This window comes from Mesorhizobium sp. B2-8-3, assembly GCF_006440815.1.
Taxonomy (GTDB): Bacteria; Pseudomonadota; Alphaproteobacteria; order Rhizobiales; family Rhizobiaceae; genus Mesorhizobium.
Genome location: NZ_VFTW01000005.1, coordinates 321,755 through 345,038 on the forward strand (window position 1 = coordinate 321,755; position 23,284 = coordinate 345,038).

Sequence of the window (23,284 nt, forward strand, 5' to 3'; positions counted from 1 at the left end):
AGCATCAACAGGAAGCAAAGCGCGACGTGTCGCGCTTTGAGTTGGAGGAAGAACATGGCGGGTTTGCCGACCACGGCACGCGTGGTGATCATCGGAGGCGGTGTCGTCGGCTGCTCATCGCTCTACCACCTTTGCAAGGCCGGCTGGGCCGATTGCGTGCTTCTGGAAAAGAACGAGCTGACTTCCGGCTCGACCTGGCATGCCGCCGGCAACGTGCCGACCTTTTCCTCGTCGTGGTCGCTGATGAACATGCAGCGCTATTCGACCGAGCTTTACCGGGGTCTGGCCGAAGCGGTCGACTATCCGATGAACTACCATGTCACCGGCTCGCTCCGGCTTGCCCATAGCAATGAGCGCATGCAGGAATTCCAGCGCGCCAAGGGCATGGGCAGATACCAGGGCATGGACATCGACGTCGTCGGCCTCGACGAGATCAAGCGCCGCTACCACTTTATCGAGACGCATGAGCTGAAGGGTGCGCTCTACGATCCGAGCGACGGCGACATCGACCCGGCGCAGCTGACCCAGGCGCTTGCCAAGGGCGCGCGCGACATGGGCGCGAAAATCATCCGCTTCTGCCCGGTCACCGGCGTGCGCCGCGAGAATGGCGAATGGGTGGTTACTACCCCACAGGGCGAAATCCGTTGCGAGATCGTCATCAACGCGGCCGGCTATCGCGCCGCCGAGGTTGGAAAAATGTTCGGCCGCGAAGTGCCGATGATGGTGATGAGCCACCAGTACATATTGTTCGAGGAAATCCCCGAACTCGCCGCATGGTCGAAGGAACAGGGCAAGAAACTGCCGTTGCTGCGCGACGTCGACACCTCCTACTACCTGCGCCAGGAAAAGACCGGCATGAATCTCGGCCCCTATGAGCGCGATTGCCGCGCGCATTGGGCGACCCACAACGATCCGATGCCGGAGGATTTTTCTTTCCAGCTTTTCCCCGACGATCTCGACCGCCTCGAGCACTACCTCGCCGATGCCGTCGCCCGCGTGCCGATCCTCGGCACCGCCGGCCTCTCCAAGGTGATCAACGGGCCGATCCCCTACGCGCCGGACGGCAACCCGCTGATCGGGCCGATGCCCGGCGTGCCGAATGCCTTCGAGGCCTGCGTCTTCACCTTCGGCATCGCGCAAGGCGGCGGCGCCGGCAAGGTGCTGGCCGAGTGGGTCACCGAGGGCCAGACCGAATGGGACATGTGGTCCTGCGATCCGCGCCGGTTCACGAGCTTTGCCTCGGCCCCCGACTATTGCGTCGCCAAGGGCATGGAAATCTATGGCAACGAATACGCCATCCAGTTCCCGCGTCATGCCTGGCCCGAAGGGCGCAACCGCAAGCTTTCGCCGCTGCATGAGCGCATCAAGGCGCTGGGCGGCCAGTTCGACGCCTATAATGGCTGGGAGCGCGCCACCTGGTATGCCGGGCCGGGCGACGACACGTCCGAGGAAGCGACGCTGACCTTCCGTCGTGACGGGCCTTGGCAACGCGCGGTGCGCGAGGAATGCCTTGCCGTGCGCGACGCCGCCGGCATCCTCGACCTGCCCGGCTTCTCGCGCTTCAACCTCAAGGGCTCGGGCGCGGCCGACTGGCTGTCGCTCCAGGTCACCGGCCTTGTGCCCAAGCCCGGCCGCATCGGCCTCGTCTATTTCTCCGACGACAAGGGCCGCATCGTCACCGAAATGTCGGTGGTTCGCCATGGCGAGGACCAGATGACGCTGATCACCGCGGCTGTGGCGCAATGGCATGACTTCGAATGGCTGAAGTCGCGCATACCGGCAGATACGGCCTTCACGCTGACCGACCGGACGGAGGAATATTCAACGCAGATCCTCGCCGGACCGAACTCGCGCAAGGTCCTGACCGAGGTCTGCGACGCCGATTTGACCCTGCCCTGGCTGACGCATCAGGAAACGACCATTGCCGGGCGTTGGGCAAAGCTGGTGCGCGTCTCCTTCGCCGGCGAGCTCGGCTGGGAAATCCACACCAAGGTTACCGATACGCTGGCGGTCTTCGACGCCGTCTGGGCCGCCGGCCAGAAGCACGGGCTGAAACCCTTCGGCATGTATGCGCTGGATTCGCTGCGGCTGGAGAAAGGCTACCGCGCCTGGAAGGGCGACCTTTCGACCGACTATTCGATCCTGCAGGGCGGCCTGGAACGCTTCGTCAAATGGGAAAAGCCGGACTTCCGCGGCAAGGCGGCTTTGCTCAATGAGAAGCAGCAGGGCGTGAAGAAGCGTTTCGTCACGCTGGTCGTCGAAAATCCCGGCGACTGCGACGCGCCCTATATGTCGACGCTCTGGCATGATGGCAAGATCGTCGGCGAGACGACGTCGGGCGGCTGGGGCCATCGCGTCGGCAAGTCGATCGCGCTCGGCATGCTGCGCGCCGATCTCACGCAACCGGGCACGGCCATCGAAATCGAGATTTTTGGCGATCGCTTCAAGGCCGTCGTCCAGAACGACGAGCCGCTGTGGGATCCGAAGAACGAGAGGTTGCGGGCATGACCTCCGTCATCCTCACCGATGGCGGCATGGGCCAGGAACTGGTTCGGCGCAGCAGGTCCGAGCCGACGCCGTTGTGGTCGGCCAGGGTGCTGATCGACGAACCGGAGCTGGTGCGCGACCTGCACGCGGAATTCATCCGTGCCGGCGCACGTGTCATCACCATCAACACCTATTCGGCAACGCCGGAACGCCTGGCGCGCGAGGGCGCCGAAGATCTGTTCAAGCCGTTGCAGAAGCGCGGCATCGAACTGGCGAGGCAGGCTCGCGACGAAGCGGGCGACGCAGCCATAGCCGGCTGCCTGTCGCCTCTGTTCGGAAGCTACGCGCCGGCGCTGACCATCTCCTTCGAAGACACGCTCGATATCTATCGCCGCATCGTCGCCGAGCAGGCCGACAGCGTCGATCTGTTCCTGTGCGAGACGATGGCTTCCGCCGAGGAGGCCCGCGCAGCGGTCACCGCGGCCTCGGAAAGCGGCAAGCCCGTATGGGTGTCCTGGACGCTCGCCGATCATGGCCCGCCGCGCCTGCGCAGCGGCGAAACCATTGCTGCCGCCGTCAACGCTCTCGACGACCTGCCGGTCGCGGCCCGGCTGCTCAACTGCTGCCGGCCCGAAGCCATCGCTGCCGCCTTGCCCGAACTCGTTGCCCTGGGAGGACAGGTGGGTGCCTATGCCAACGGCTTCACTTCGGTCGAGGCATTGAAGCATGGCGGGACGGTCGAGGTGCTGCACGCCCGCCATGATCTCGATCCGCAAGCCTATGCCGACCGGGCCATCGGCTGGGTCGATGCCGGCGCAGGCATTGTCGGCGGCTGCTGCGAGGTCGGCCCCGCCCATATCGCCGCCCTGCGCGACAAGCTCATGCGGGCCGGCCACCAGATTTCGGGAGTTTCCTGATGCCAAAGCCGTCAAAGCGCATTACTGCCATCGTGCCTTCCGGCAAGGATGGTTGGGAGGTTCATTTCGCCGCCTGGAATCGCAAGCAGGCCGGCGAAGACATCATCGTGCTCTCGGTCGGCGACCATGATTTCGACACGCCGTCTGAAACGATCGAGGCTTGCGTGACCGCCGTGCGCGGCAGCAACCATCACTACACGCCGCTGCCTGGCCTGCCGCGCCTTCGCAAGGCGATGGCCGCCGCCGCGACCGCTTGCGCCGGCATCCTCACGGAACCCGACGAGGTCATCGCCACGCCTGGTGGCCAGGCAGCGCTTTACGCTGCTGTGCAGGGCGTGCTCGACCCTGGCGACCACGCCATCGTCGTCGCGCCCTATTACGCCACCTATCCCAACACCTTCAGCGCCGCGGGCGCCAGCTTCACCGTGGTCGAGACGCCCGCCGAAGACGGATTTCAACCCCGCGCGGAGATGATCCGCGCCGCGCTCAAGCCCAACACCCGCGCCATCCTGATCAACACGCCGAACAATCCGACGGGCGCCGTCTACTCGCGCGAACGGCTCGAGCAACTGGCCGAAATCTGCAAGGAGCATGATCTCTGGCTGCTGTCGGACGAGGTCTATTGGACGCTTGGCGGCGGCGAGCATATCTCGCCGCGTTCGCTGCCCGGCATGGCCGAGCGCACGCTGGTCATCAACTCCATGTCGAAAAGCCACGGCATGACCGGTTGGCGCATGGGCTGGCTGACTGGGCCGAAAGCGATGATCGCGCTGATGACCGACCTCAATCTGGTCACGACCTATGGCCTGCCGGCCTTCATTTCGATCGCCTGCGCCGAGGCGTTGGAGAACCACTATGGCGTGAAGGACATCGCCGAACGCTATGCCGCGCGACGCACCGTCTTCCTCGATGCCATACGCGGCGCCAACGAAGTCACCGTGCGCGGCTCCGAAGGCGGCATGTACATCATGCTCGATGTCTCTGCCGTCGAGCCCGACGATGAGAAATTCGCCTGGGCACTGCTCGACAAGGAAAAGGTCGGCGTCATGCCCGGATCGAGCTTCGGCGAGGCCGCGGCCGGGCACATCCGCATCAGCCTCTGCCAGCCCGAACCCATCCTCAAGGAAGCAGCGCTTCGCGTGCGCCGCTTCGCCTCCAACTACCGCCGCGAGGCAGCATGACCAAGGCCATCCCCAGTAGGGCCCGCGCCGTCATCATCGGCGGCGGCGTCTCCGGCTGCTCGGTCGCCTACCATCTGGCCAAGCTTGGCTGGACCGACATCGTGCTCTTGGAGCGCAAGCAGCTCACCAGCGGCACCACCTGGCATGCGGCCGGACTGATCGGCCAGTTGCGCGGCTCGCAGAACATGACGCGGCTGGCGAAATACTCGGCCGACCTCTACGTCAAGCTCGAAGCCGAGACCGAGGTCGGCACCGGCATGCGCCAGGTCGGCTCGATCACCGTCGCGCTGACCGAAGAGCGCAAGCACGAGATCTATCGGCAGGCATCGCTCGCCCGCGCCTTCGATGTCGACGTGCGCGAGATTTCGCCGAGCGAAGTCAAGGAGATGTACCCGCATCTCAATGTCTCGGACGTGGTCGGCGCGGTGCATTTGCCGCTCGACGGCCAGTGCGATCCGGCCAACATCGCCATGGCGCTGGCCAAGGGCGCGCGCCAGCGCGGCGCGACAATCATCGAGAACGTCAAGGTCACCAAGGTCCACACCAAGAACGGTCGCGTCTCCGGCGTCTCCTGGGCGCAGGGCGAAGAACAAGGCACGATCGAAACCGACATCGTCGTCAACTGCGCCGGCATGTGGGCGCGCGAGCTTGGCCGGCAGAACGGCGTCACCATCCCGCTGCATGCCTGCGAACATTTCTATCTCGTCACCGAGCCGATCCCCGGCCTGTCCCGCCTGCCGGTGCTGCGTGTGCCGGACGAGTGCGCCTACTACAAGGAGGACGCCGGCAAGATGATGCTCGGCGCCTTCGAGCCGGTGGCGAAGCCCTGGGGCATGGACGGCATCCGCGAGGATTTCTGCTTCGATCAGTTGCCCGAGGACATGGATCATTTCGAGCCGATCCTCGAAATGGGCGTCAACCGCATGCCGATGCTGGGCACCGCCGGCATCCACACTTTCTTCAACGGTCCGGAGAGTTTTACCCCCGACGATCGCTACTATCTCGGCGAGGCGCCGGAACTTGCCGGCTACTGGATGGCGACTGGCTACAATTCGATCGGCATCGTCTCCTCGGGCGGCGCCGGCATGGCGCTGGCGCAATGGATCAACGACGGCGAGGCGCCCTTCGACCTTTGGGAAGTCGACATCCGCCGCGCCCAGCCCTTCCAGAAGAACCGCCGCTATCTCAAGGAGCGCGTCTCGGAAACGCTCGGCCTGCTCTACGCCGATCATTTCCCCTATCGCCAGATGGCGACCTCGCGCGGTGTGCGCCGCTCGCCTTTGCATGAACATTTGAAGGCGCGCAGCGCCGTCTTCGGCGAGGTGGCGGGCTGGGAGCGCGCCAACTGGTTCGCGCGTGACGGCCAGGAGCGCGAATACCGCTATTCCTGGAAGCGGCAGAACTGGTTCGACAACCAGCGCGACGAGCATCTCGCCGTGCGCAACGGCGTCGGCCTGTTCGACATGACCTCCTTCGGCAAGATCCGCGTCGAGGGTCGCGATGCCTGTACCTTCCTGCAACGGCTCTGCGCCAACGACTTGGACGTGGCTCCGGGCAAGATCGTCTACACGCAGATGCTCAATGCCAAGGGCGGCATCGAGAGCGACCTCACCGTGACGCGACTTTCCGAAACAGCTTATTTCCTCGTCGTGCCGGGCGCCACCTTGCAGCGCGACCTTGCCTGGCTGCGCAAGCATGTCGCCGACGAATTCGTCGTCATCACCGACGTGACCGCCGCCGAAGCCGTCATCTGCCTGATGGGACCGGAAGCGCGAAACCTGATCCGGAAGGTCAGCCCGAACAATTTTTCCAACGAAGCCAATCCATTCGGCACTTTCCAGGAGATCGAGATCGGCATGGGCCTCGCCCGGGCGCATCGCGTCACCTATGTCGGCGAGCTCGGCTGGGAACTCTACGTCTCGACGGAGCAGGCCGCCCATGTCTTCGAGGCGATCGCTGAAGCCGGCGCCGATGTCGGCCTGAAGCTTTGCGGCTTGCATGCGCTCGATTCCTGTCGCATCGAAAAGGCCTTCCGCCATTTCGGCCACGACATCACCGACGAGGACAATGTGCTGGAGGCCGGCCTGGGCTTTGCCGTCAAGACGAGCAAAGCCGGCTTTATCGGCCGCGACGCGGTGCTCAGGAAGAAGGAAACCGGCCTGTCACGCCGGCTGGTGCAGTTCCGCCTGAAAGACCCCGAGCCCCTGCTCTTCCACAACGAGGCGATCCTGCGCGACGGCAAGATCGTCGGCCCGATCACCTCCGGCAATTACGGCCACCATCTCGGCGGTGCAATCGGCCTGGGTTACGTGCCGTGCGAGGGCGAAAGCGAGACGGATGTGCTTGCCTCATCCTATGAAGTGGAAATCGCCGGTGAGCGCTTCGCGACGGAGGCGTCGTTGAAGCCGATGTACGATCCGAAAGCGGAGCGGGTGAGGATGTAGCCTTTCTTCTGTTCACTTCGGACAGGATTGCCGCAGGCGTGACCAAGCGACCGTTGTTACTTGTCCGGCATGGTTGAGGGATCGCGAGCACCATGACGAATACCGATAATCACGATTTCGTCGGCGGAAGGCTCGTAGTAGATCAGATAGGGATAAGGTCTCACGACGATCCGGCGCATCGGCCTTTCGTCTGTAGCGACGCCGCTTAGCGGATGTTCAAGCAATAAATCGATGACCGCATGGAGCCTAGCTTGGATCCGCTTCGCTCCTTTGGGTGACTGCAATGCGATATTGCCGAGAACTTCATCTAACTCGGCTAGCGCCGCCAGCGTATAACGAAGCTTCACAGGCCGTGCTTCGCCCAAATAGCACGGACTTCCTCGTCGGTTGCAAATTCACCGCGCGCAGCCTGCGCCCGGGACATTGCGAGCGAGGCTTTTTCCTCTCGGCCCAGTTGATGAACAGGTTCGTCCCCCTCATCACCCGCGAGCCGCAAGAGGACACGCGCATACTCGTCCTGCAATTCAGGAGGCAAGGTGCGGACACGTTGGACAGCATGTTCGAAGAGCTTGGTCATGCTTCTAATATGCACTTCATTTCCGCATAAAAAAAGGCAAACTCGTTCGGCGCGATCCCGCAGGAAAGTCGAAGTCCCCTAAAACCGCTCCAGCGTCCTTTGAACTTTGACCAGAAACGCCGTCCGGCTCCTGGGCGTCGAGGAATCCATCAGATAGTGGGCGAGAAAAAACGTCCTGCAGCGCGTGGCGCAGAGCGCCCGCATGCCGCGCAGGATGGTCTTGCGGCCGGGCTGGCCAACGACCACGCTCCACCAGGTCGGCGCGCCGCAAGTGGTGATGACGCCGACCTTGGTGACATGCGTCATCAGCGACTTGATGCGGCCCTTTCCGGCCGGCAGCTGGAAGGCGATGTCGGTCGCCCAGACCCGGTCGAACCAGCCCTTCAGCATCGCCGGCAGGCCGTACCACCAGGTCGGATAGATGAAGAGGATCGCCTGCGCCCATTTCAGATGCTCGAAATGCGGCTGCAGCGCGGGATCGTCGGGCGCGCGCTCATTGTAGGAGCGCCTCTCGTCGCCGCTCATCACCGGATTGAAGTTCTCGGCATAGAGATCGAGCAGCCGCACCTCCCAGCCTCTGCCCGTCAGCACCTCGACGGCGGTCTCGCGGATCGCGGCGCAAAAACTCTCGGGCACCGGATGGCAATAGACCACCAGCACGCGCATCAGAATTGATCCATCCTGGCCGCCACCTTCGCCATGAAGGCTTTGCGCGTCTGTTCAGTCGAGACATTCATCGAATAATGCGCCTGGTAGGAGACGGAAGCGCCGGGCTTGATGGTGGCCCGCAGCATGCGTTTCACGATCCTGCGTGGCGGATCGCCCATTAAAACGGCACGGAAGCGGCTGCCGCCATAAGTGGTGATGGCCGCGAGCTTGCTTATGTTGTGCAGCGTCGGCCGCACCTTGCCGTCGACCAGCTTGAACGACACGCCGGGCAGGAAGACCCGGTCGAAAAAGCCCTTCAGGATCGCCGGATAACCGTAATTCCAGACCGGGAAAGACAGCACAAGCGCTTCTGCATTCCGCAGCCTTTCGACATAGGGGGCGACCGCGTCGTCCGGCCCGCGCGGGTCGTGGTAGCCGAGCCGCTCGGCGCGCGTCAGGCGCGGATCGAAATCCTCGGCGTAGAGGTCGCAATCGTCGACAGCATGATCCGCCGCGGCGAGCCGCTCGACGATCGTCCGGTGCAGGCCGGCGTTGAAGCTGGTCTCCACCGGATGCGCGAAGAGCACGAGGATTTTCACGGGACAACATCCCCAACGTCAGCGCGAGGCACCCCCCTCTGCCCTGCCAGGCATCTCCCCCGCAAGGGGGGAGATCGGACTGCCGCATCGCTTTCGCCAATTATCAGCGCGGCAGGCTGGCTGCAGCGCCCAAGCTGCCAATCTCCCCCCTTGCGGGGGAGATGTCCGGCAGGACAGAGGGGAGTGTTCAAGCGCAAACCTCTCCTCACCCAGCTCCCTGCAGTCCCTTGAACAGGAACGGCTTACCGGAGCGGTAGTCGTAGCCGGGATTCTCCCAGGCGATCATCTTGCCCGGGTTGAGGAGGCCTTGCGGATCGGTATCGCGCTTGAAGGCAAGCTGCACGTCATCGGTCCGCTTCATGCCGCCTTCCTCCAGCGTGTAGCGGTGCGGGTTAAAAATCCAGCAGCCATTGTCCTCATGGATGCGGATGATCTCATCCAGCCGCTTTTCTGTGGTGTAGCGCACCAGCGGCAGGCCTGCGACGCCGATGGCGCCGTCGAAGCGGATGAATTCCAAATGCGCCGGCACCTCGTCGCCGAAACGGTCGACCATCGCCTTGACGTGGGCGAGATGGTCCGGCGACGGATAGCGCGTCTGCAGATAGGTGATTGTCGGATCGACCCGGATCGCCCGCAGCGTCGTGTGGTTCCAGGTCAGCTCATAGGCCGGCGGCAGCCCCTTGAGATCGGCCCCCTGGTCGGCCCGGAACACGATCTCGCCCTTGCCGCTTCTGACCAAGGCAATAAACGCGTCCATCGCGTGCGGCGCGATCATGCACACCACGATGCTCTGCTCGCGCCGGAAGAATTTCTGGTGCCGTTTGAAATAGTCGTAAGGGATGGGCGCGGCGATCGGTGTGATCAGCTTGGCCAAAATGCCGTCCTGAACGGCGAGATCGTTGCCGAAACCGGCCGCATCCATGAAATCGTCGAAGCCGACGATGACGTCGATCCAATCGTAGGAGGCCGTCAGCGGCATCTCGACCTCGGTGATGATGCCATTGGTGCCGTAGGCGTGCATGACCTTGAGCACGTCCTCGCCGGTCAGTTCCATGACGCGCGGCTCGGCCTCCATTGTCACGGTCCGCAGGCGAATGACGTTGCCGAGGTCGCGCAAGCCGCCCCAGCGGATCGAGCCGACGCCGCCCGAGCCGCCGGCGACGAAGCCGCCGATCGAAGCCGCATTGTAGGTGGAAGGCGACATGCGCAGCTCCTGCCCGGAATGCGCCCGCGTCGCCTTGTCGATGTCGGCCAGCACCGCGCCCGGCCCGGTCACCACGCGTCCCGGTGCGATCGACTTGACCGTGTTCATCTCGGCAAGGTTGAGCACCACGCCGCCCGACAGCGGCATCGCCTGGCCGTAATTGCCGGTGCCGCTGCCGCGCGGCGTCACCGGCACGCCGTGCCGATGACAGGCAGCCAGAACGCGAATGACCTCGTCCTCGTTCTTCGGCGTGACGATCAGGTCGCCGGTGACATGGTCGAGCTGCGCCTTCAGAACCGGGCTGTACCAGTAGAAGTCGCGGCTCTTCTGCTGGACGACGGCCGGATGGTCGTCGACCTTGATCCCGTCGAGATCGCGCTTCAGCACTGCGATATCCATCATCCCACCATCAGTTCGTCGAGTTCGGCATAGTCGGGCAGTTGGCGTTCGATCGCCCTGCCCTCGCGCACCACGATGCGATCCGATTCGGGCCGCGACAGCAATTCGGTCCAGCTGCGGCCCTTGAAGACGATGAAGTCGGCGCTGCCTCCGGCAGCGAGCACGCCGGCGCCGTCGAGCCGCATCACCTCGGCCGGCGTCGCCGCCACCGCCCTAGGCCAGTCGCCGACCGGATGATCGAAATGCAGGATGCGAGTCGCCATGCGGTAGACTTCCAGCATGTCGAGATCGCCATAGGCATAGAATGGATCGCGTGTGTTGTCGGATGCGACCGCCGCCTTGATGCCGCGCGCCTTCATCTCGTGCAGCAGCGTCACGCCGCGCCAGCGCGGCGTCGTCTCGTTGTTGCGGCGATCCTGCAGATAGAGGTTGCACATCGGCAGCGACACAACGGCGAGCCCTGCCTTGGCCACCTTGTCCAGCGTGTCGAGCACCTCGAGGTCAGGCTGGCGCGCCAGCGAACAGCAATGGCCGACCAGGATGTTGCCCTCAAAACCGTTCCACAGCGAAGCCTCGGCGATCTTCTTCAAAGAGATGGCCGCGACATCGTCGGTTTCGTCGGCATGGAAATCGAGATCGAGCCCATGCTTGATCGCCTGGGCGAAAACCTGGTCGAGCAGTTCCTCGAGATCGGGCACCATATAGGTCACGACGCCAAGCACCCCCTTGGCCGCGGCGACGCGCTTCGCCAGTCGCTCGAACCATTTCTTGTCGCGCACGCCTTCGATGCCGAGCAGGCAGGCCGCCTGCAGGTCGATCCTGCCGCGCCATCTCTCCCGCATCGTTTCGAACACAGGCCAGGAGATCTCCTCTTGCGGCGGCACGCTGTCGAGATGCGTGCGCACGGCCTTGGTGCCATGCGCATAGGCTGAGCGCAGCGAGAAATCCATGCGGCGCGCGACGTCCTCGGCGCTCCAGCGCGCGGCGCGGTCGGCGCCGGTGGCATTGAGCGCGCCCATGAAGGTGCCGTCCGGATTGGGCTTTCGCGGCCAGATATGGCCCTTGTCGATATGGGTGTGGCAGTCGACGAAGCAGGGCAGCACGATTCGGCCCGCGAGGTCGATCGCGTCGGCCGGGAGCTTCGATTTGCCATGCGAGGCAATGCTGGAGATCTTGCCGTCGGCGACAGATATGTCGGCAAGCGCGAAGCCGTCGCTGTCGAAGGCCGCGGCGAGGCCGGGCGTCAGCGATGCATGCAGCCGGACATTGGCAAGCCGGTATGACGCTTTGTCCGGAATCAACTGCAACTCCCTTGGGTGACGAGACGAAACACCCTAGCGCTCCTGCTTCAGCGCGCTCTCGTGCCAGCGGCGCAGGATAAGATGCGACACCAGCGACAGCACCAGGAAGATCAATATGCCGGTCAGCGAGATCAGGATCAGCGCCGCGAACAGGCGCGGCGCGTTGAGCCGGTAGCCGGCCTCGATGATGCGCGATGCAAGCCCGGACGACTGCCCCTGCGCGCCGGCGACGAATTCGGCCACCACCGCGCCGATCAGCGACAGGCCCCCGGCGATTTTCAGCCCGCCGAGGAAATAGGGCATCGCCGCCGGCAGGCGCAGATAGCGCAATTGCTGCCAGCGCGTCGCGCCGTTGAGCTTGAACAGGTCGCGCAGGTTCCGGTCGACCGAGTTCAGGCCGAGCGTAGTGTTTGACAGGATCGGGAAGAAAGCGACGATCCAGGCGCAGAGCAGCAGTTTGACGGTCTGGTTGTTCACATAGATGTTGATCAGCGGGAAGATGGCGACGATCGGCGTCACCTGCAGCACGATGGCGAAGGGGAAGAACGACATCTCCACCCATTTCGATTGCGCGAACAGGACCGCCAGCCCGACGCCGCCGATCACGGCGAGCAACAGGCTGAGGAAGGTGATCCTGAGCGTCACCAAGAGCGACGAGAACAACAGCCCCGCGTCGTTGTGCAGCGTCTGCAGCACCACTCCCGGCCGCGGCAGGATATATTGCGGGATCTCGTTCCAGACGCACATGCGATCCCACAGCACGATCGCCAACACCATGATCGCCAGCGGCAGCACCCATCTGCCGATGCGCTCCAGCCGCTCCTGGCGGGCGCGGCGCGCCTCTTCCGGATCGAGCTTCAGCGTGGCGTCTTCAATGGCCGTCATGGCGCGGTCCGGCGGTTGAGTTGATGGCGTTCACCAGCACGTCCGAGGCCTGCCGGCAAAGCGCGGCATAGTCCGGCGAGGTCCGGAACGCTTCGTCACGCGGATAAGGCGCATCGACGGCGAGTTCGCCGAAGACGCGGCCCGGACGCGCGGCCATGACGACGACGCGGCTGGACAGGAACACGCTTTCGAACACGCTGTGCGTGACAAAGACGACGGTGAAGCGCTCGTCCTGCCAAAGCTCCAAGAGATCATTGTTGAGTTTGAAGCGGGTGATCTCGTCGAGCGCGGCGAAGGGCTCGTCCATCAGAAGGATGCGCGGCTTGGTCACCATGGCCCGCGCGATCGAGACGCGCATCTTCATGCCGCCCGAAAGCTCACGCGGCACGGCGTTCTCGAAGCCGGTGAGATGAACGCGCGACAGCATCTCCATCACGGCCGGCTCCGCCTTGGCGCGCGACACGCCCTTCAGCCTGAGCGGCAGCCAGACATTGTCGAAGACGCTGGCCCAGGGCAGCAGCGTCGGCTCCTGGAAGACGAAGCCGGTGTTCGAGCGGTCGATCGAGCCGCGCCAGTCGAGGTGGCCGGAGGTCGGCGTCGACAGGCCGGCGATCAGCCTGAGCGCCGTCGACTTGCCGCAGCCCGAAGGGCCGAGCAGGCTCAGGAAATCGCCTTCGCGGATCGTAAGGTCGACCTTGCTCAGCGCCGTCACGCCGTTGGAAAAGACCTTGCCGACATTGCGCAGGGCAAGCAGCATCGGGGTCTCTCCCGATGCAGCCGGCGTCTCAGCCACTTTCTCCTGGATCATCTCAGGCAGGCCGCCTTACTTCTTCAGCTCCAGCCCGACACCCTTGTTGATGAAGGCCAGCGTATAGGCCTTCTTGATGTCGATGCCCGGCTGCGCGACTTTGGCCTTGACCATCTTGTCGTAGAAGCTCTGGATGCGGGCTTCGTTCATGGTGCCGATGCCGAGCTTTTCCGAATCACCCGAATCGACGACGCCGAACTTCTTCATCTGCTCGATCGAGAAGGCGATCTGCTCATCCGTCATGTCCGGATTGTCCTTCTTGATCATATCGTTGGCGGCCTTGTTGTCACCGTAGAGGTACTTGTACCACCCCTTGGCCGAGCCATCGACGAAGCACTGGACGACCTCCGGCCGCTTGTCGATCGTATCCTGCATCACCTCGATGGTGGTCGAATACGTATCCCAGCCATAGTCGGCGAGCAGGAACTGGTTCGGCACGAAGCCGCCCGCCTTCTGCACCGCGAACGGCTCGGACGTCACATAGCCCTGCTGGATCGACTTCTTGTTGGCGATGAAGGGCGCCGGATTGAACGTATAGGGCACGCGCTTGGCGGCATCGAAGCCGAGATCTGTGACCATCCACTGGAAGAAGGTCTGCGCACCCTCGTCACCCATGATGTACTGGTCGGCGCTCTTCAGGTCCTCCCACTTGTCGAGCCCCTGCCCCGGCTGGGACATGATGACCTGCGGATCCTTCTGGAAGTCGGACGCGACGACACGCATCGGAATGCCCTGCTGCACCGCGTCGAAGGCCGAAAGCAGATTGCCGCCCATATAGAAATCGATCTTGCCGGCAAGCAGCATCGGCCGGCCGCTGACCTGCGGGCCGCCCTGCATGATGGTGACGTCGAGGCCGCAGGCGGCATAGGTGCCGTCGGCAACGGCCTGGTAGTAGCCGCCATGCTCCGGCTCGGCCAGCCAGTTGGTGCCGAACGTCACCTTCTCGTTCGCGGCCGCGCTCAGTGTGCCCGCCACCAGCAAGGCGATCGAGCCCGCCAGGACCTTCCCATTTCCGATCATAAAACTCACCCTCTCTTGGCTCCGGCGCGCAACGCGCTGGGCTCGATACCATTGGTTCAAGAAGCAAGACACATGCCACCGCCCGGGCCGCCCGCTTGCGCGGCAGTCATTGCCGAGACCGGAAGGGTCATGCTGTACGCGAGGCATCGTGCCTATTTTTTGGACGCCTGTCCATAATCGCTCTGGCGGCATGCACCGCATCTTGAAGGTTTCACGAATCGAGCCTTAGTCTGCGGACGCACAGGAGAATGCCATGCTGAAATACCTCGCCCCCAAGACGATCAAGCCGCCCTTCGCCCGCTACAGCCACGGCGTTGAGATACCCGCCGGAAAACGGCTGGTGCTGTGCTCCGGACAACTGGGCATCGGGGCTGACGACCATGTTCCCGAGGACGCCGGCGCCCAGACCGAGCTCTGCTTCAAGAACATCGCCGCGATTCTGAGCGAAGCCGGGCTGACCTTGAACGACACCGTTCGCATCAACGCCTTCGTCACCGACCGCGCACATCTGCAGGCCTATATGGATGTCCGCAACCGCTTGTTTTCGGACCCGGCGCCGGCCTCGACGCTGATGATCGTTTCCGGCCTTGCGCGTCCGGAATTCAAGGTCGAGGTCGAAGTTCTGGCAGCAGGCTAGCTGTTGCCGGGGATAGTCTTTAGACCTCAGGCCGGACAGCAGACCAATCGGGAGACGAAAAGTGACGACAAGACGTGTGTGGTGGGGCGACTACCGGACGACCGAATATGCCTCGATCGACGCCGAAGCGACTATCGCCGTGCTGCCGGTGGCGGCGATCGAGCAGCACGGCCCGCATCTGCCGGTCTCGACCGACACCTCGATCATGGTCGGCATGCTGGAGGCGGTGGTCGCGCGCCTGCCCGACGATCTCGACATCCGCATCCTGCCGGTGCAGGCGGTCGGCAAGTCGAACGAGCACTTGCACGCGCCGGGAACACTCACCTTGCCGGCCACCACCTTGGTCGATGCCTGGACCGAGCTTGGCCTCTCCGTCGCCCGCGCCGGGGTCCGGAAACTGATCATCGTCAATTCTCATGGCGGCAATGAAGAGATCATGGGCATCATTTCGCGCGAATTGCGCGTGCGCGCCAAAATGCTGTCGGTGAAGACGAGCTGGCAGCGTTTCGGCCGCCCGGCCGGCATGTACACCGAGCTCGAGGACCGCCACGGCATCCATGGTGGCGATGTCGAGACCTCGTTGATGCTGCACTTCCGCCCTGATCTCGTCGACATGACCAAGGCGGATGACTTCGTCTCCAATGTCGCCCGCGCCGAAAAGGAATTCGCCCTGCTGCGACACACCGGAACGCATGCCTTCGCCTGGATCGCCAGCGACCTCAACCCGAACGGCGTGGTCGGCGATGCCTCGATCGCCACGGCCGAGAAGGGTCGGCTGACGGCGGAAATGCAGGCCGACGGCTTTATCAACCTGGTCAGGGATGTTCGTAAGGCAAAGCTTGCAGACTGGCTGTCGTAGCTAAGACGCCGGCTCAACTTTCAATCGTTAGTTCGAAGGGTATCCCCTCGAACGCGTCGGCGCCGCGCCCGATCGCCTCGATCGCCGCGATCATGCGGCCATCGCGCTGAAGCAGCATGTCGGCAACCGCGATCAGCCGTGGATTGGGCGTCGCCGTCGGCGAGAGGAAACGCAGCGTCCGGGCGAGTTCCATCTCGTCGCGCTTGGGCGAAAGCGCCGCCGCGATGATATAGGCCGACGCGGTCGAGCGGCTGACACCGGCATAGCAATGCACCACCAGCGGCTTTGCCCGGTCCCAGAGATAGGCGAAATCGAGCAAGGCCCGCACATGCTCCTCGCCTGGCATGGTCATGCCTTCCTGCGCGACGGCGATGTCGTGCATGACGAGATGCAGGTGGTTTTCCGCCGGGATCGAGGCCGGGCGGAGCACTTCGGTGCCGGCGGCGAGCAGCGACAACAACCGCTGCGCACCGGTCCTTGCCACGGTCTCGTCGACCTTCGACAGCGAACAGACGTGGATCATTGCCCGAACTCCTTCGGTGCATCCTTGCGCCGCGCGGCCCACGTGGCAAGGGCGCCTTCGAGGCGCTGCCATTCCGCTTCGCTGCCCGGCAGTCCGATGCGCAGAACCTGAAGCCGCTCAGCGAAGTGACGGACCAGCACGCCACACTCGCCGAGCGCCGAAAACAGGCTTGGAGAATCGTTGAAAGACACATAGCGGAACAGGGATGTGCCGCCGGAGATTGGCACACCGCACTTTCCAAGCAGCGCGTCGAGTCGTTTGGCATCGGAGGCGAGACGTACCCGCATGTCCTCCTGCCATCCCGCATCCGACAGCGCGCGGATGCCATATTCGAGCGCCGGACCGGCCACCGCCCAGGGCCCCAACTGCGCATCCAGCCGCTCGGCCGTCAGCGGATCCGTCAGCGCGAAGCCGAGCCTCACGCCGGCGAGGCCGAAGAACTTGCCGAACGAGCGCAGCACGACGATACCGCCCGCCCCGACATCGCCGGCCAGGCTTTGCTCGATCGGGCCGACATCCATGAAAGCTTCGTCGACGACGAGCAGCCCGCTCTTGGCGCGAAGCCGCGCCGCGAGGTCGAGCAGGCGGGCCTTTTCGATCACCCGCCCGTCAGGATTGTTGGGATTGACCAGCACCGCAAGGTCCGCCTCGCCCAGCGCGTCGAAATCACTGACCTCCGCGACCGCATGGCCGGCGATGGCCGCGGCCCGGGCGTGTTCGGCATAGGTCGGGCCGAGCACCAGCGCCTTGCCGGATCGCACCAACGAAGCGACGCGCGGCAGCAAAATCTGCGTGCCGGGCGCCGCCGCCACATGTGCCGCTGACGGCGCGCCATAGGCCGAAGCCGCAATTTCGGCCAATTCACGCAGTTGTCCTGCCTCCGGCAATCGGGACAGGGCGGTGGCGGGCAGGTCGAAAAGCGGATAGGAGTGCGGATTGATACCTGTCGAGAGGTCCACGAAAGGTCTTGGCGCATGAGGAAAGAGCGCGCTTGCGCGGCCAAGGCTGCCGCCATGATCAACCGCTGCAATCGCTCCGCTTAGAAGCTTCATGTCAATCCTGATCGCTTTCCTGTCACTCGCCGTCGAACGTACCCTCGGCTACCCGGACTGGCTGTTCAACGCCTTCGGCCACCCGGTAACCTGGATCGGCAGGCTGATATCCTTTCTCGATCGCCGGCTCAACCGCGCGACGGATTCCGACGAATTGCGTCGCCGCCGCGGCGTCCAGGCTTTGCTCGTCATTTTGCTGGTGCCCGGCCTGATCGGCCTGGCGCTGCATGTCCTGCTCTGGATGATGTTCCCCACGGGCCTCGTCATTGCCGCGATCCTCGGCTCCTCGCTGCTGTCGCAGAAAAGCCTCGCCGAGCATGTCGAGGAGGTCGCCGACGCGCTGGAGACCGGCGGCCTGACGCTCGGCCGCATTGCCGTCTCACGCATCGTCGGCCGCGATCCCGAAAAGCTCGACAAAGCGGGCGTCGCGCGCGCCGCGATCGAAAGCCTGGCCGAGAATTTCTCCGATGGCATCGTCGCACCTGCCTTCTGGACCGGCATCGGCGGCCTTGGCGGCGGCGCGGCCTACAAGGCCGCCAACACCGCCGATTCGATGATCGGCCACCGGACGCCGCAATATGAGGCCTTCGGCCGGGCCGCCGCCCGCTTCGACGATCTGGTCAACCTGCCCGCATCGCGGCTCACCGGCCTGCTCATCGTCTTGGCGGCCTTTCTTGTCCCAGGCGCCGATCCGCGCGGCGCCTGGCAGGTCATGCGACGCGACGCCAGGAAACACCGCTCGCCCAATGCCGGCTGGCCGGAGGCGGCGATGGCCGGCGCGCTCGGGCTGTCCCTCGCCGGACCGCGCAGCTATGACGGCGAGGTCGTGGAGGACGCCTTCATGGGCGAAGGCGGCCGCCGCGAGGCCGAAAGCACCGACATCCGCCAGGCGCTGAAGCTCTATCGCGTGGCCGACTGGCTGCTGCTCGGCCTGTTCGCGACCCTGTCGGCGGTTGTGATCTATCTGACCATCCAGATCAGTGGTCAGGGCGCCAGCGCACTTTAGAACTCGATTCCCTGCTGGGCTTTCACGCCCGCCGAGAAATGGTGCTTCGTCAGCCCCATTTCAGTGACGAGATCGGCCGCCTCGATCAGCAGCGGCTTGGCGTTGCGGCCGGTGACGATGACATGCAGATCGTCCCGGCGCGCCTTCAGCGCCGCGACCACTTTTTCCAGGTCGAGATAGTCGTAGCGCAGCGCGATGTTGAGCTCGTCGAGCACCACGAGGCTGATCGACGGATCGGCCATCAGTTCCAGCGCCTTGGCCCAGGCGGCTTCGGCGGCGGCGATGTCGCGCTTGAGGTCCTGCGTCTCCCAGGTGAAGCCCTCGCCCATCGCATGCCAGACGACGCGGTTTCCGAACGCGGCGAAAGCGTCCTTCTCGCCGGTGTGCCATTTTCCCTTGATGAATTGGACGACGCCGACGCGCTTGCCATACCCAAGCATCCTCAGCGCCAGACCGAAAGCGGCCGTGGTCTTGCCCTTGCCCGGGCCTGTATTGACGATCAGCAGCCCTTTCTCGATCGTCTTGCCGGCAACCTCGGCATCCTGCACCGCCTTGCGCTTCGCCATCTTGGCGCGGTGGCGTTCGACGTCCCTGTCGTCAATGGTCTTGTCTTCGATTTCGGCCATGTCATTTCACCTTGAGCGGCAGCCCCGCCACCATCATGAGAACGCTGTCGGCTACCGCCGCGACCTGCTGGTTGAGCCGGCCGGCGGCATCGCGGAACCGGCGCGCCAGCGCATTGTCGGGCACGATACCCAGTCCGACTTCGTTCGAGACCACGAACCACGGCCCGCGCGGCCGCGACAGCATATCCGCCAGCCGCTGGCATTCGGCCTCGACATCGTGTTCGGCCAGCATGTGATTGGTGAGCCACAGCGTCAGGCAATCGATCAGCACCGGTTGGTGGTCCGGCACGGCTTCGATTGCGGCGACCAGTTCGAGCGGCGCGTCGACGGTGACCCAGCCTTCGCCGCGCCGCGACCGATGCAGCGCGATGCGCTCGCGCATCTCGTCGTCATAAGCCTGTGCCGTGGCTATGTAAGCCCAGGGTGACGAAAAGGCCGTCGTCAGACTTTCGGCATGCGAACTCTTCCCCGAGCGCGCGCCGCCGAGGACGAAAGTCAGTTTCCGATTGGAAGCTGCGCTCGCGGCTGTCGCGCCGGTCATTCCCTGCCTTCACCGTTGGATGAATATTGTCGCGGCCATCAGGCCGACGGCGCGACTTTAGGCAGAAGCCCTCCGGCCGGCAAACCAAATTCCGCCACCGCCCGGCGCGATTGCGGCACAGGTCACGGGTGCTACGAGGCGGCGATCCGCGCCGCGACGAGCTGCTGCAACCGCCACAGATGCGCATCGTGGATGCCGCGCTGCTCGAGATTCTTCACCGTGTTGTAGAGATAGTCGGCGCCCGAGCCCCAATGGCCGCAGGAGGTCGCCAGCCTTTCGACAACCGCCTCCTCGCTTAACGGGCCGGCATAGGTGGTGCCCTGGCGGTTGATGACGAAGGCCAGCGCCCGCAGCGCGCCGCCATCGCTCGTCATATTGAGCAGGCGCGGATGGTAGCTGGTCGGCTTCAGCGTCACCTCGCGCCGCAGGATCTTGTCGAGTTGCTCTCGCCTGTCGCCGTCGCCGAGCCGAAAGGCGACGCCCTTGCACTGCCCGCCGCGGTCCAGCGCCATCATCAGGCCCGGACTTGCCTTGGTCCCCCGCCAGCGCGTCATGTTCATGCAAAACGATCTATGCCAGCCGCGCAGCAGGGCCACCCGCTCCTCGACATGCTCGATCTCGGGCTTCCAGATCAGCGAGCCATAGCCAAACAGCCAAAGCGGTTCGGTGGCTGGAAGCTGAGCCTCCAGCATGCGCGCCATTGCGTCATAGTCGGCGTCATCCAGATGCGCGGCATCGGGATCCGGTCCCGCATCCTCGACCGTGCGAAAGCAACGGGCGACCAGTTCCTCGGTAAGCGACATGGTTCTTGGCAGCATGCGTTCGACCTTAAGGTCCTCCCGTGGCCGCCACAATGCGCGGAGCCGGCAATTGACAACAGCTTTGCCCGGGTGTCGGCTGGCATCAGAGCAATTCCAGGAAAGGTGCATAACCGTCCGGAATTGCGTAAAAACAAAGAGTTAGAGCAGGTCAGCGATCCCATTGAGCGCTGGACTGCTCTGGCGGGGAGAAGCCGATGCAGCCCAATCCGAGCGAGCGCGACCCTTACAACGGCCTGACCAGCCTGCAGCCGACCTTGCCGTCGGCGGCCTATTGGGACGCCGACGCCTACCGGCGCGATCTGGGCGCCATCTGGTACCGGAGCTGGCTGATGGTCTGCCGCGAGGCCGATCTGGCGGAGCCCCTCGCCTTCCGAACCTTCGGTATCGGCAGCCAGGAGATCGTCGTGCTGCGCGATGAGACCGGCGTCTTGCGCGCCTTCCACAACACCTGCCGGCATCGCGGCTCGCAGCTTTGCCAGGAAAGCGCCGGGCGGCTGAAGGCCAGGCTGCTGACATGCCCTTACCACGCATGGTCCTATTCGCTGCGCGGCGATCTCGTGCGCGTGCCGTCGAGATCTTTGCCCGACGGCTTCGACAAGGCCGATTATCCGCTCTACCGCGTGGCGCTCTCGGTCTGGCGCGGCTTCGTCTTCATCAACCTCGCCGAGGACCCCGAGGGCTCGGCGGAAACCTCCTTCGATCGTGCCTCCGGCGACCTTTCCAACTGGCCGCTGGAAACGCTCGTCACCGGCCACCGGCTGACCAAGGTGATGAACTGCAACTGGAAGATCTTCTGGGAGAATTTCAACGAATGCCTGCACTGCCCGGGCGTCCATAAGGACCTGTCGCGGCTGGTGCCGATCTACGGCCGCGGCCTGATGGCAAGGCATGACGATCCCGAATGGTCGCGCCATGCCGACAATGACGATCCGGAATTCTCCGGCCGGCTGCGCGCCGGCGCCGAAACCTGGTCTAAGGACGGCCATGTGCACGGCCCGGTCTTTTCCGGCCTGACCCCGGCCGAGCGCGCCGCCGGCCAGACCTACGCCACCTCGCTGCCCTCGATGTTCATCGTCGGCCATGTCGACTACATGCGCACGGTGCAGCTCTCCCCGCTCGGTGCCGAGCAGACCGAGCTCACCGCCGAATGGCTGTTCGCGCCCGATGCGCTGGCAGAGACCGACATCGACAACATCGTCGCCTTCGGCACCCAGGTGCTGGAGGAAGACGCCGCGATCTGCGAGATCAACCAGAAAGGCCTGCGCTCGATGCGCCACGAGGCCGGCGTGCTGATGCCGGAAGAATACGACCTGCACCGCTTCCACGATTGGGTGCGCGGCTGTCACGCGGCGTTCAAAATGCCTTCGGCAGATAGCGCCAGGTGACGAAGCCGCAGAAGGCGGCCAGGATGCCGAGCGTAACGAACACCGAGCCGAGGCCGAAGAAGGCGAGCACCACCGAATAGACCAGCGGCGGCGTCAGTTCGGAGAAGTCGAGATAGGTGCGGTAGACCGCCGCCATCTGCGCTCTTTCATAAGTGCGCACCGAGCGCATGAAGGCGGTCGAGCCGAGCGCGTCGAGCGCGATGGTGAAGAGCGCGCCACCCAGCAGCAGCGCGGCCGTGAGCAGCGGTGCGGCCTCGCCGACGCCACCTGCCGCAAACAGCATGGCGGCCATGGCGAAATAGGCGAAGGTCATGACCCGCCGGCCGCCGAAGCGCTTGCCGGCTCTGCCCCAGAAGATCGCCACGAAAAGAAGCGCGTTGCCGGCCGAAACCAGCAGTCCGCCGGCGAGCTCGCCCTGGCCGGTGATCACCATGAACAGCGGGCCGTAGACGAAGAACGTCGTCCAGAAACAGGAGCGGCCGAAGGCGATCAGCCAGGCGAGCCTGAGCCTCGGCTGCTTCACGAAGCGGCCGATATTGGCAAGCGGATTGGCAGGGCGCGACTTGCCGGGCCGGATCGATTGGTTGTCGGTCAACCGGTAGAACCAGAACAGGCAAAGCAGCGCGAACGCGAACACCACGACCGCGCCATGCGCGGCATAGATGCCGAAATGGGTATAGAGGAAGATGCCCAGCGTCGGCCCGCCCGTCCAGGCAAACATCGACCAGGCCATGCGCAGCGATTCCGCCTGCATGAAGTCGGTCTTGCGGATGTGGTCCATGATGTAGAGGTTGAGCGTGATCGACAGCGCGCTCGCCCCCATGACGCGGCAAAGCATGCCGGCGATCTGCCCGGGCAGCGTGTGAGTGACGAAGAAAGCGGAGCCGATCGCCAGCAGCACGCAGCCGGCCGTGTAGACCCAGCGCCGCGCGAAGCGGCGGATCAGTATCGGCATGAACAGCGTGACCGAAAGGCCCATCAGCGACACGATGGTGTAGAGGATCGAGACGATCCGCTCATTGTGCAGGATCTCGTAGGCCTGGATCGGGATCACGCTGGAGACGGTGGCGCGGGCGAAGGATTCCACGGCGTAGAGCGAAGCGAAGGTACGCGCATCCGTCGGCCGCAAGGCCGGAAGCCAGATCGGATGGCGCACATGGGTGGACATCGGCCCTCCGGAACGTGAATCACCCCTCAAATCTGGCCGGGCCAGTTGCCGGCCTGTAGCAGGAAACCGACCCCCAGAGGCCGAAAAGCGAAGCTTGCCAAAGGCTTTTCGGCGCTGGCCTAGGGCTTGTTGAGATTCATCGTGAGTTTATGACGGCGGCAGCGAGATGGATGATGGCACTGAAACTCTGGTCGGT

The 23,284-nt window shown here is 64.3% G+C and carries 23 protein-coding genes; 8 read left to right on the forward strand and 15 right to left on the reverse strand.

The genetic code is table 11. The annotated features are described in order from the left end of the window. Positions 1–54 precede the first annotated feature (54 nt). From FJ418_RS11455 to FJ418_RS11470, 4 genes are read left to right on the forward strand one after another with little or no spacing between them, the layout of a single operon-like run. The gene (locus tag FJ418_RS11455) at positions 55–2,508 is read left to right on the forward strand and encodes an FAD-dependent oxidoreductase (RefSeq protein ID WP_140865509.1); all 2,454 of its coding nucleotides are present in this window, start codon (positions 55–57) and stop codon (positions 2,506–2,508) included. Beyond that, a complete protein-coding gene (locus FJ418_RS11460; protein WP_140865511.1) occupies positions 2,505–3,404 on the forward strand; it encodes a homocysteine S-methyltransferase family protein in 900 nt (299 codons plus the stop codon). Before FJ418_RS11455 ends, FJ418_RS11460 begins: the two co-directional genes overlap by 4 nt. Further along, positions 3,404–4,585 carry a pyridoxal phosphate-dependent aminotransferase gene (locus FJ418_RS11465; RefSeq protein WP_140653570.1) on the forward strand — a complete coding sequence of 394 codons (1,182 nt, stop codon included), beginning with the start codon at positions 3,404–3,406 and terminating at the stop codon, positions 4,583–4,585. The genes FJ418_RS11460 and FJ418_RS11465 overlap by 1 nt, the downstream gene beginning before the upstream one ends. Continuing rightward, positions 4,582–7,029, forward strand: coding sequence for an FAD-dependent oxidoreductase (locus FJ418_RS11470; protein WP_140865513.1), 2,448 nt, complete (start codon positions 4,582–4,584; stop codon positions 7,027–7,029). Before FJ418_RS11465 ends, FJ418_RS11470 begins: the two co-directional genes overlap by 4 nt. Positions 7,030–7,085: 56 nt before the next feature. On the opposite strand, the gene FJ418_RS11475 is transcribed toward FJ418_RS11470, so the two are convergent. From FJ418_RS11475 to FJ418_RS11515, 9 genes are all read right to left on the reverse strand, one after another. Beyond that, positions 7,086–7,394, reverse strand: coding sequence for a type II toxin-antitoxin system RelE/ParE family toxin (locus FJ418_RS11475; protein WP_246680736.1), 309 nt, complete (start codon positions 7,392–7,394; stop codon positions 7,086–7,088). After that, positions 7,373–7,606: a hypothetical protein gene (locus tag FJ418_RS11480; protein WP_140856395.1), complete on the reverse strand. Its 234-nt coding sequence runs from the start codon at positions 7,604–7,606 to the stop codon at positions 7,373–7,375. Before FJ418_RS11480 ends, FJ418_RS11475 begins: the two co-directional genes overlap by 22 nt. Positions 7,607–7,684: 78 nt before the next feature. Beyond that, entirely contained in the window at positions 7,685–8,272 is a 588-nt protein-coding gene (locus FJ418_RS11485) for an NAD(P)H-dependent oxidoreductase (protein ID WP_140865515.1), read from the reverse strand. Then, positions 8,272–8,853: an NAD(P)H-dependent oxidoreductase gene (locus tag FJ418_RS11490; protein WP_140865517.1), complete on the reverse strand. Its 582-nt coding sequence runs from the start codon at positions 8,851–8,853 to the stop codon at positions 8,272–8,274. Before FJ418_RS11490 ends, FJ418_RS11485 begins: the two co-directional genes overlap by 1 nt. Before the next feature lie 205 nt (positions 8,854–9,058). Further along, entirely contained in the window at positions 9,059–10,456 is a 1,398-nt protein-coding gene (locus FJ418_RS11495; protein ID WP_140865583.1) for an FAD-binding oxidoreductase, read from the reverse strand. Next, entirely contained in the window at positions 10,456–11,757 is a 1,302-nt protein-coding gene (locus FJ418_RS11500) for a cytosine deaminase (protein ID WP_140865519.1), read from the reverse strand. The genes FJ418_RS11495 and FJ418_RS11500 overlap by 1 nt, the downstream gene beginning before the upstream one ends. A 33-nt stretch (positions 11,758–11,790) precedes the next feature. Beyond that, on the reverse strand, positions 11,791–12,642 hold the full coding sequence (locus FJ418_RS11505) for an ABC transporter permease (RefSeq protein ID WP_140865521.1): 852 nt from the start codon (positions 12,640–12,642) through the stop codon (positions 11,791–11,793). After that, positions 12,629–13,450: an ABC transporter ATP-binding protein gene (locus FJ418_RS11510; protein ID WP_140865523.1), complete on the reverse strand. Its 822-nt coding sequence runs from the start codon at positions 13,448–13,450 to the stop codon at positions 12,629–12,631. Before FJ418_RS11510 ends, FJ418_RS11505 begins: the two co-directional genes overlap by 14 nt. A 15-nt stretch (positions 13,451–13,465) precedes the next feature. After that, entirely contained in the window at positions 13,466–14,470 is a 1,005-nt protein-coding gene (locus tag FJ418_RS11515; protein ID WP_140646651.1) for an ABC transporter substrate-binding protein, read from the reverse strand. A 253-nt stretch (positions 14,471–14,723) separates the two neighbouring features. Between FJ418_RS11515 and FJ418_RS11520 the strand changes: the two genes are divergently transcribed. Both FJ418_RS11520 and FJ418_RS11525 read left to right on the forward strand, forming a co-directional pair. Continuing rightward, the gene (locus FJ418_RS11520) at positions 14,724–15,107 is read left to right on the forward strand and encodes a RidA family protein (protein ID WP_140865525.1); all 384 of its coding nucleotides are present in this window, start codon (positions 14,724–14,726) and stop codon (positions 15,105–15,107) included. Between the two features lie 61 nt (positions 15,108–15,168). After that, positions 15,169–15,966, forward strand: a complete 798-nt coding sequence (locus FJ418_RS11525; RefSeq protein ID WP_140865527.1) for a creatininase family protein — start codon at positions 15,169–15,171, stop codon at positions 15,964–15,966. Between the two features lie 13 nt (positions 15,967–15,979). Here the strand turns inward: FJ418_RS11525 and FJ418_RS11530 are convergent, their stop codons facing one another. Both FJ418_RS11530 and cobD read right to left on the reverse strand, forming a co-directional pair. Next, on the reverse strand, positions 15,980–16,489 hold the full coding sequence (locus FJ418_RS11530) for a tyrosine phosphatase family protein (protein WP_140865529.1): 510 nt from the start codon (positions 16,487–16,489) through the stop codon (positions 15,980–15,982). Beyond that, a complete protein-coding gene (cobD, locus tag FJ418_RS11535) occupies positions 16,486–17,541 on the reverse strand; it encodes a threonine-phosphate decarboxylase CobD (RefSeq protein ID WP_140865531.1) in 1,056 nt (351 codons plus the stop codon). Before cobD ends, FJ418_RS11530 begins: the two co-directional genes overlap by 4 nt. Between cobD and cbiB the strand changes: the two genes are divergently transcribed. Then, positions 17,540–18,547, forward strand: a complete 1,008-nt coding sequence (gene cbiB, locus FJ418_RS11540) for an adenosylcobinamide-phosphate synthase CbiB (protein ID WP_140865533.1) — start codon at positions 17,540–17,542, stop codon at positions 18,545–18,547. The genes cobD and cbiB overlap by 2 nt on opposite strands. On the opposite strand, the gene cobO is transcribed toward cbiB, so the two are convergent. The 3 genes from cobO to FJ418_RS11555 all read right to left on the reverse strand — a co-directional run bounded on the left by cobO (position 18,544) and on the right by FJ418_RS11555 (position 20,532). After that, positions 18,544–19,173: a cob(I)yrinic acid a,c-diamide adenosyltransferase gene (cobO, locus tag FJ418_RS11545; RefSeq protein WP_140865535.1), complete on the reverse strand. Its 630-nt coding sequence runs from the start codon at positions 19,171–19,173 to the stop codon at positions 18,544–18,546. The two genes, cbiB and cobO, sit on opposite strands and share 4 nt — an antisense overlap. Before the next feature lies 1 nt (position 19,174). Next, entirely contained in the window at positions 19,175–19,714 is a 540-nt protein-coding gene (gene cobU / locus FJ418_RS11550) for a bifunctional adenosylcobinamide kinase/adenosylcobinamide-phosphate guanylyltransferase (RefSeq protein WP_140865537.1), read from the reverse strand. A gap of 131 nt (positions 19,715–19,845) precedes the next feature. Beyond that, the gene (locus FJ418_RS11555; RefSeq protein ID WP_140865539.1) at positions 19,846–20,532 is read right to left on the reverse strand and encodes a gamma-glutamylcyclotransferase; all 687 of its coding nucleotides are present in this window, start codon (positions 20,530–20,532) and stop codon (positions 19,846–19,848) included. A gap of 197 nt (positions 20,533–20,729) precedes the next feature. Here FJ418_RS11555 and FJ418_RS11560 point away from each other — a divergent pair, with 197 nt between their 5' ends. After that, positions 20,730–21,920: an aromatic ring-hydroxylating dioxygenase subunit alpha gene (locus FJ418_RS11560; protein WP_140865541.1), complete on the forward strand. Its 1,191-nt coding sequence runs from the start codon at positions 20,730–20,732 to the stop codon at positions 21,918–21,920. Here the strand turns inward: FJ418_RS11560 and FJ418_RS11565 are convergent. Beyond that, a complete protein-coding gene (locus FJ418_RS11565; protein ID WP_140865543.1) occupies positions 21,889–23,088 on the reverse strand; it encodes an MFS transporter in 1,200 nt (399 codons plus the stop codon). The two genes, FJ418_RS11560 and FJ418_RS11565, sit on opposite strands and share 32 nt — an antisense overlap. Between the last annotated feature and the right edge of the window lie 196 nt (positions 23,089–23,284).

What these genes read in the sequence shown, in the direction of transcription:
- FJ418_RS11455 (WP_140865509.1), top strand. Translation starts at nt 55, where the DNA reads ATGGCGGGTTTGCCGACCACGGCACGCGTGGTGATCATCGGAGGCGGT.
- FJ418_RS11460 (WP_140865511.1), top strand. Translation starts at nt 2,505, where the DNA reads ATGACCTCCGTCATCCTCACCGATGGCGGCATGGGCCAGGAACTGGTT.
- FJ418_RS11465 (WP_140653570.1), top strand. Translation starts at nt 3,404, where the DNA reads ATGCCAAAGCCGTCAAAGCGCATTACTGCCATCGTGCCTTCCGGCAAG.
- FJ418_RS11470 (WP_140865513.1), top strand. Translation starts at nt 4,582, where the DNA reads ATGACCAAGGCCATCCCCAGTAGGGCCCGCGCCGTCATCATCGGCGGC.
- FJ418_RS11480 (WP_140856395.1), bottom strand. Translation starts at nt 7,606, where the DNA reads ATGACCAAGCTCTTCGAACATGCTGTCCAACGTGTCCGCACCTTGCCT.
- FJ418_RS11485 (WP_140865515.1), bottom strand. Translation starts at nt 8,272, where the DNA reads ATGCGCGTGCTGGTGGTCTATTGCCATCCGGTGCCCGAGAGTTTTTGC.
- FJ418_RS11495 (WP_140865583.1), bottom strand. Translation starts at nt 10,456, where the DNA reads ATGGATATCGCAGTGCTGAAGCGCGATCTCGACGGGATCAAGGTCGAC.
- FJ418_RS11505 (WP_140865521.1), bottom strand. Translation starts at nt 12,642, where the DNA reads ATGACGGCCATTGAAGACGCCACGCTGAAGCTCGATCCGGAAGAGGCG.
- FJ418_RS11510 (WP_140865523.1), bottom strand. Translation starts at nt 13,450, where the DNA reads ATGATCCAGGAGAAAGTGGCTGAGACGCCGGCTGCATCGGGAGAGACC.
- FJ418_RS11515 (WP_140646651.1), bottom strand. Translation starts at nt 14,470, where the DNA reads ATGATCGGAAATGGGAAGGTCCTGGCGGGCTCGATCGCCTTGCTGGTG.
- FJ418_RS11520 (WP_140865525.1), top strand. Translation starts at nt 14,724, where the DNA reads ATGCTGAAATACCTCGCCCCCAAGACGATCAAGCCGCCCTTCGCCCGC.
- FJ418_RS11530 (WP_140865529.1), bottom strand. Translation starts at nt 16,489, where the DNA reads ATGATCCACGTCTGTTCGCTGTCGAAGGTCGACGAGACCGTGGCAAGG.
- cbiB (WP_140865533.1), top strand. Translation starts at nt 17,540, where the DNA reads ATGTCAATCCTGATCGCTTTCCTGTCACTCGCCGTCGAACGTACCCTC.
- cobD (WP_140865531.1), bottom strand. Translation starts at nt 17,541, where the DNA reads ATGAAGCTTCTAAGCGGAGCGATTGCAGCGGTTGATCATGGCGGCAGC.
- cobO (WP_140865535.1), bottom strand. Translation starts at nt 19,173, where the DNA reads ATGGCCGAAATCGAAGACAAGACCATTGACGACAGGGACGTCGAACGC.
- cobU (WP_140865537.1), bottom strand. Translation starts at nt 19,714, where the DNA reads ATGACCGGCGCGACAGCCGCGAGCGCAGCTTCCAATCGGAAACTGACT.
- FJ418_RS11555 (WP_140865539.1), bottom strand. Translation starts at nt 20,532, where the DNA reads ATGCTGCCAAGAACCATGTCGCTTACCGAGGAACTGGTCGCCCGTTGC.
- FJ418_RS11560 (WP_140865541.1), top strand. Translation starts at nt 20,730, where the DNA reads ATGCAGCCCAATCCGAGCGAGCGCGACCCTTACAACGGCCTGACCAGC.
- FJ418_RS11565 (WP_140865543.1), bottom strand. Translation starts at nt 23,088, where the DNA reads ATGTCCACCCATGTGCGCCATCCGATCTGGCTTCCGGCCTTGCGGCCG.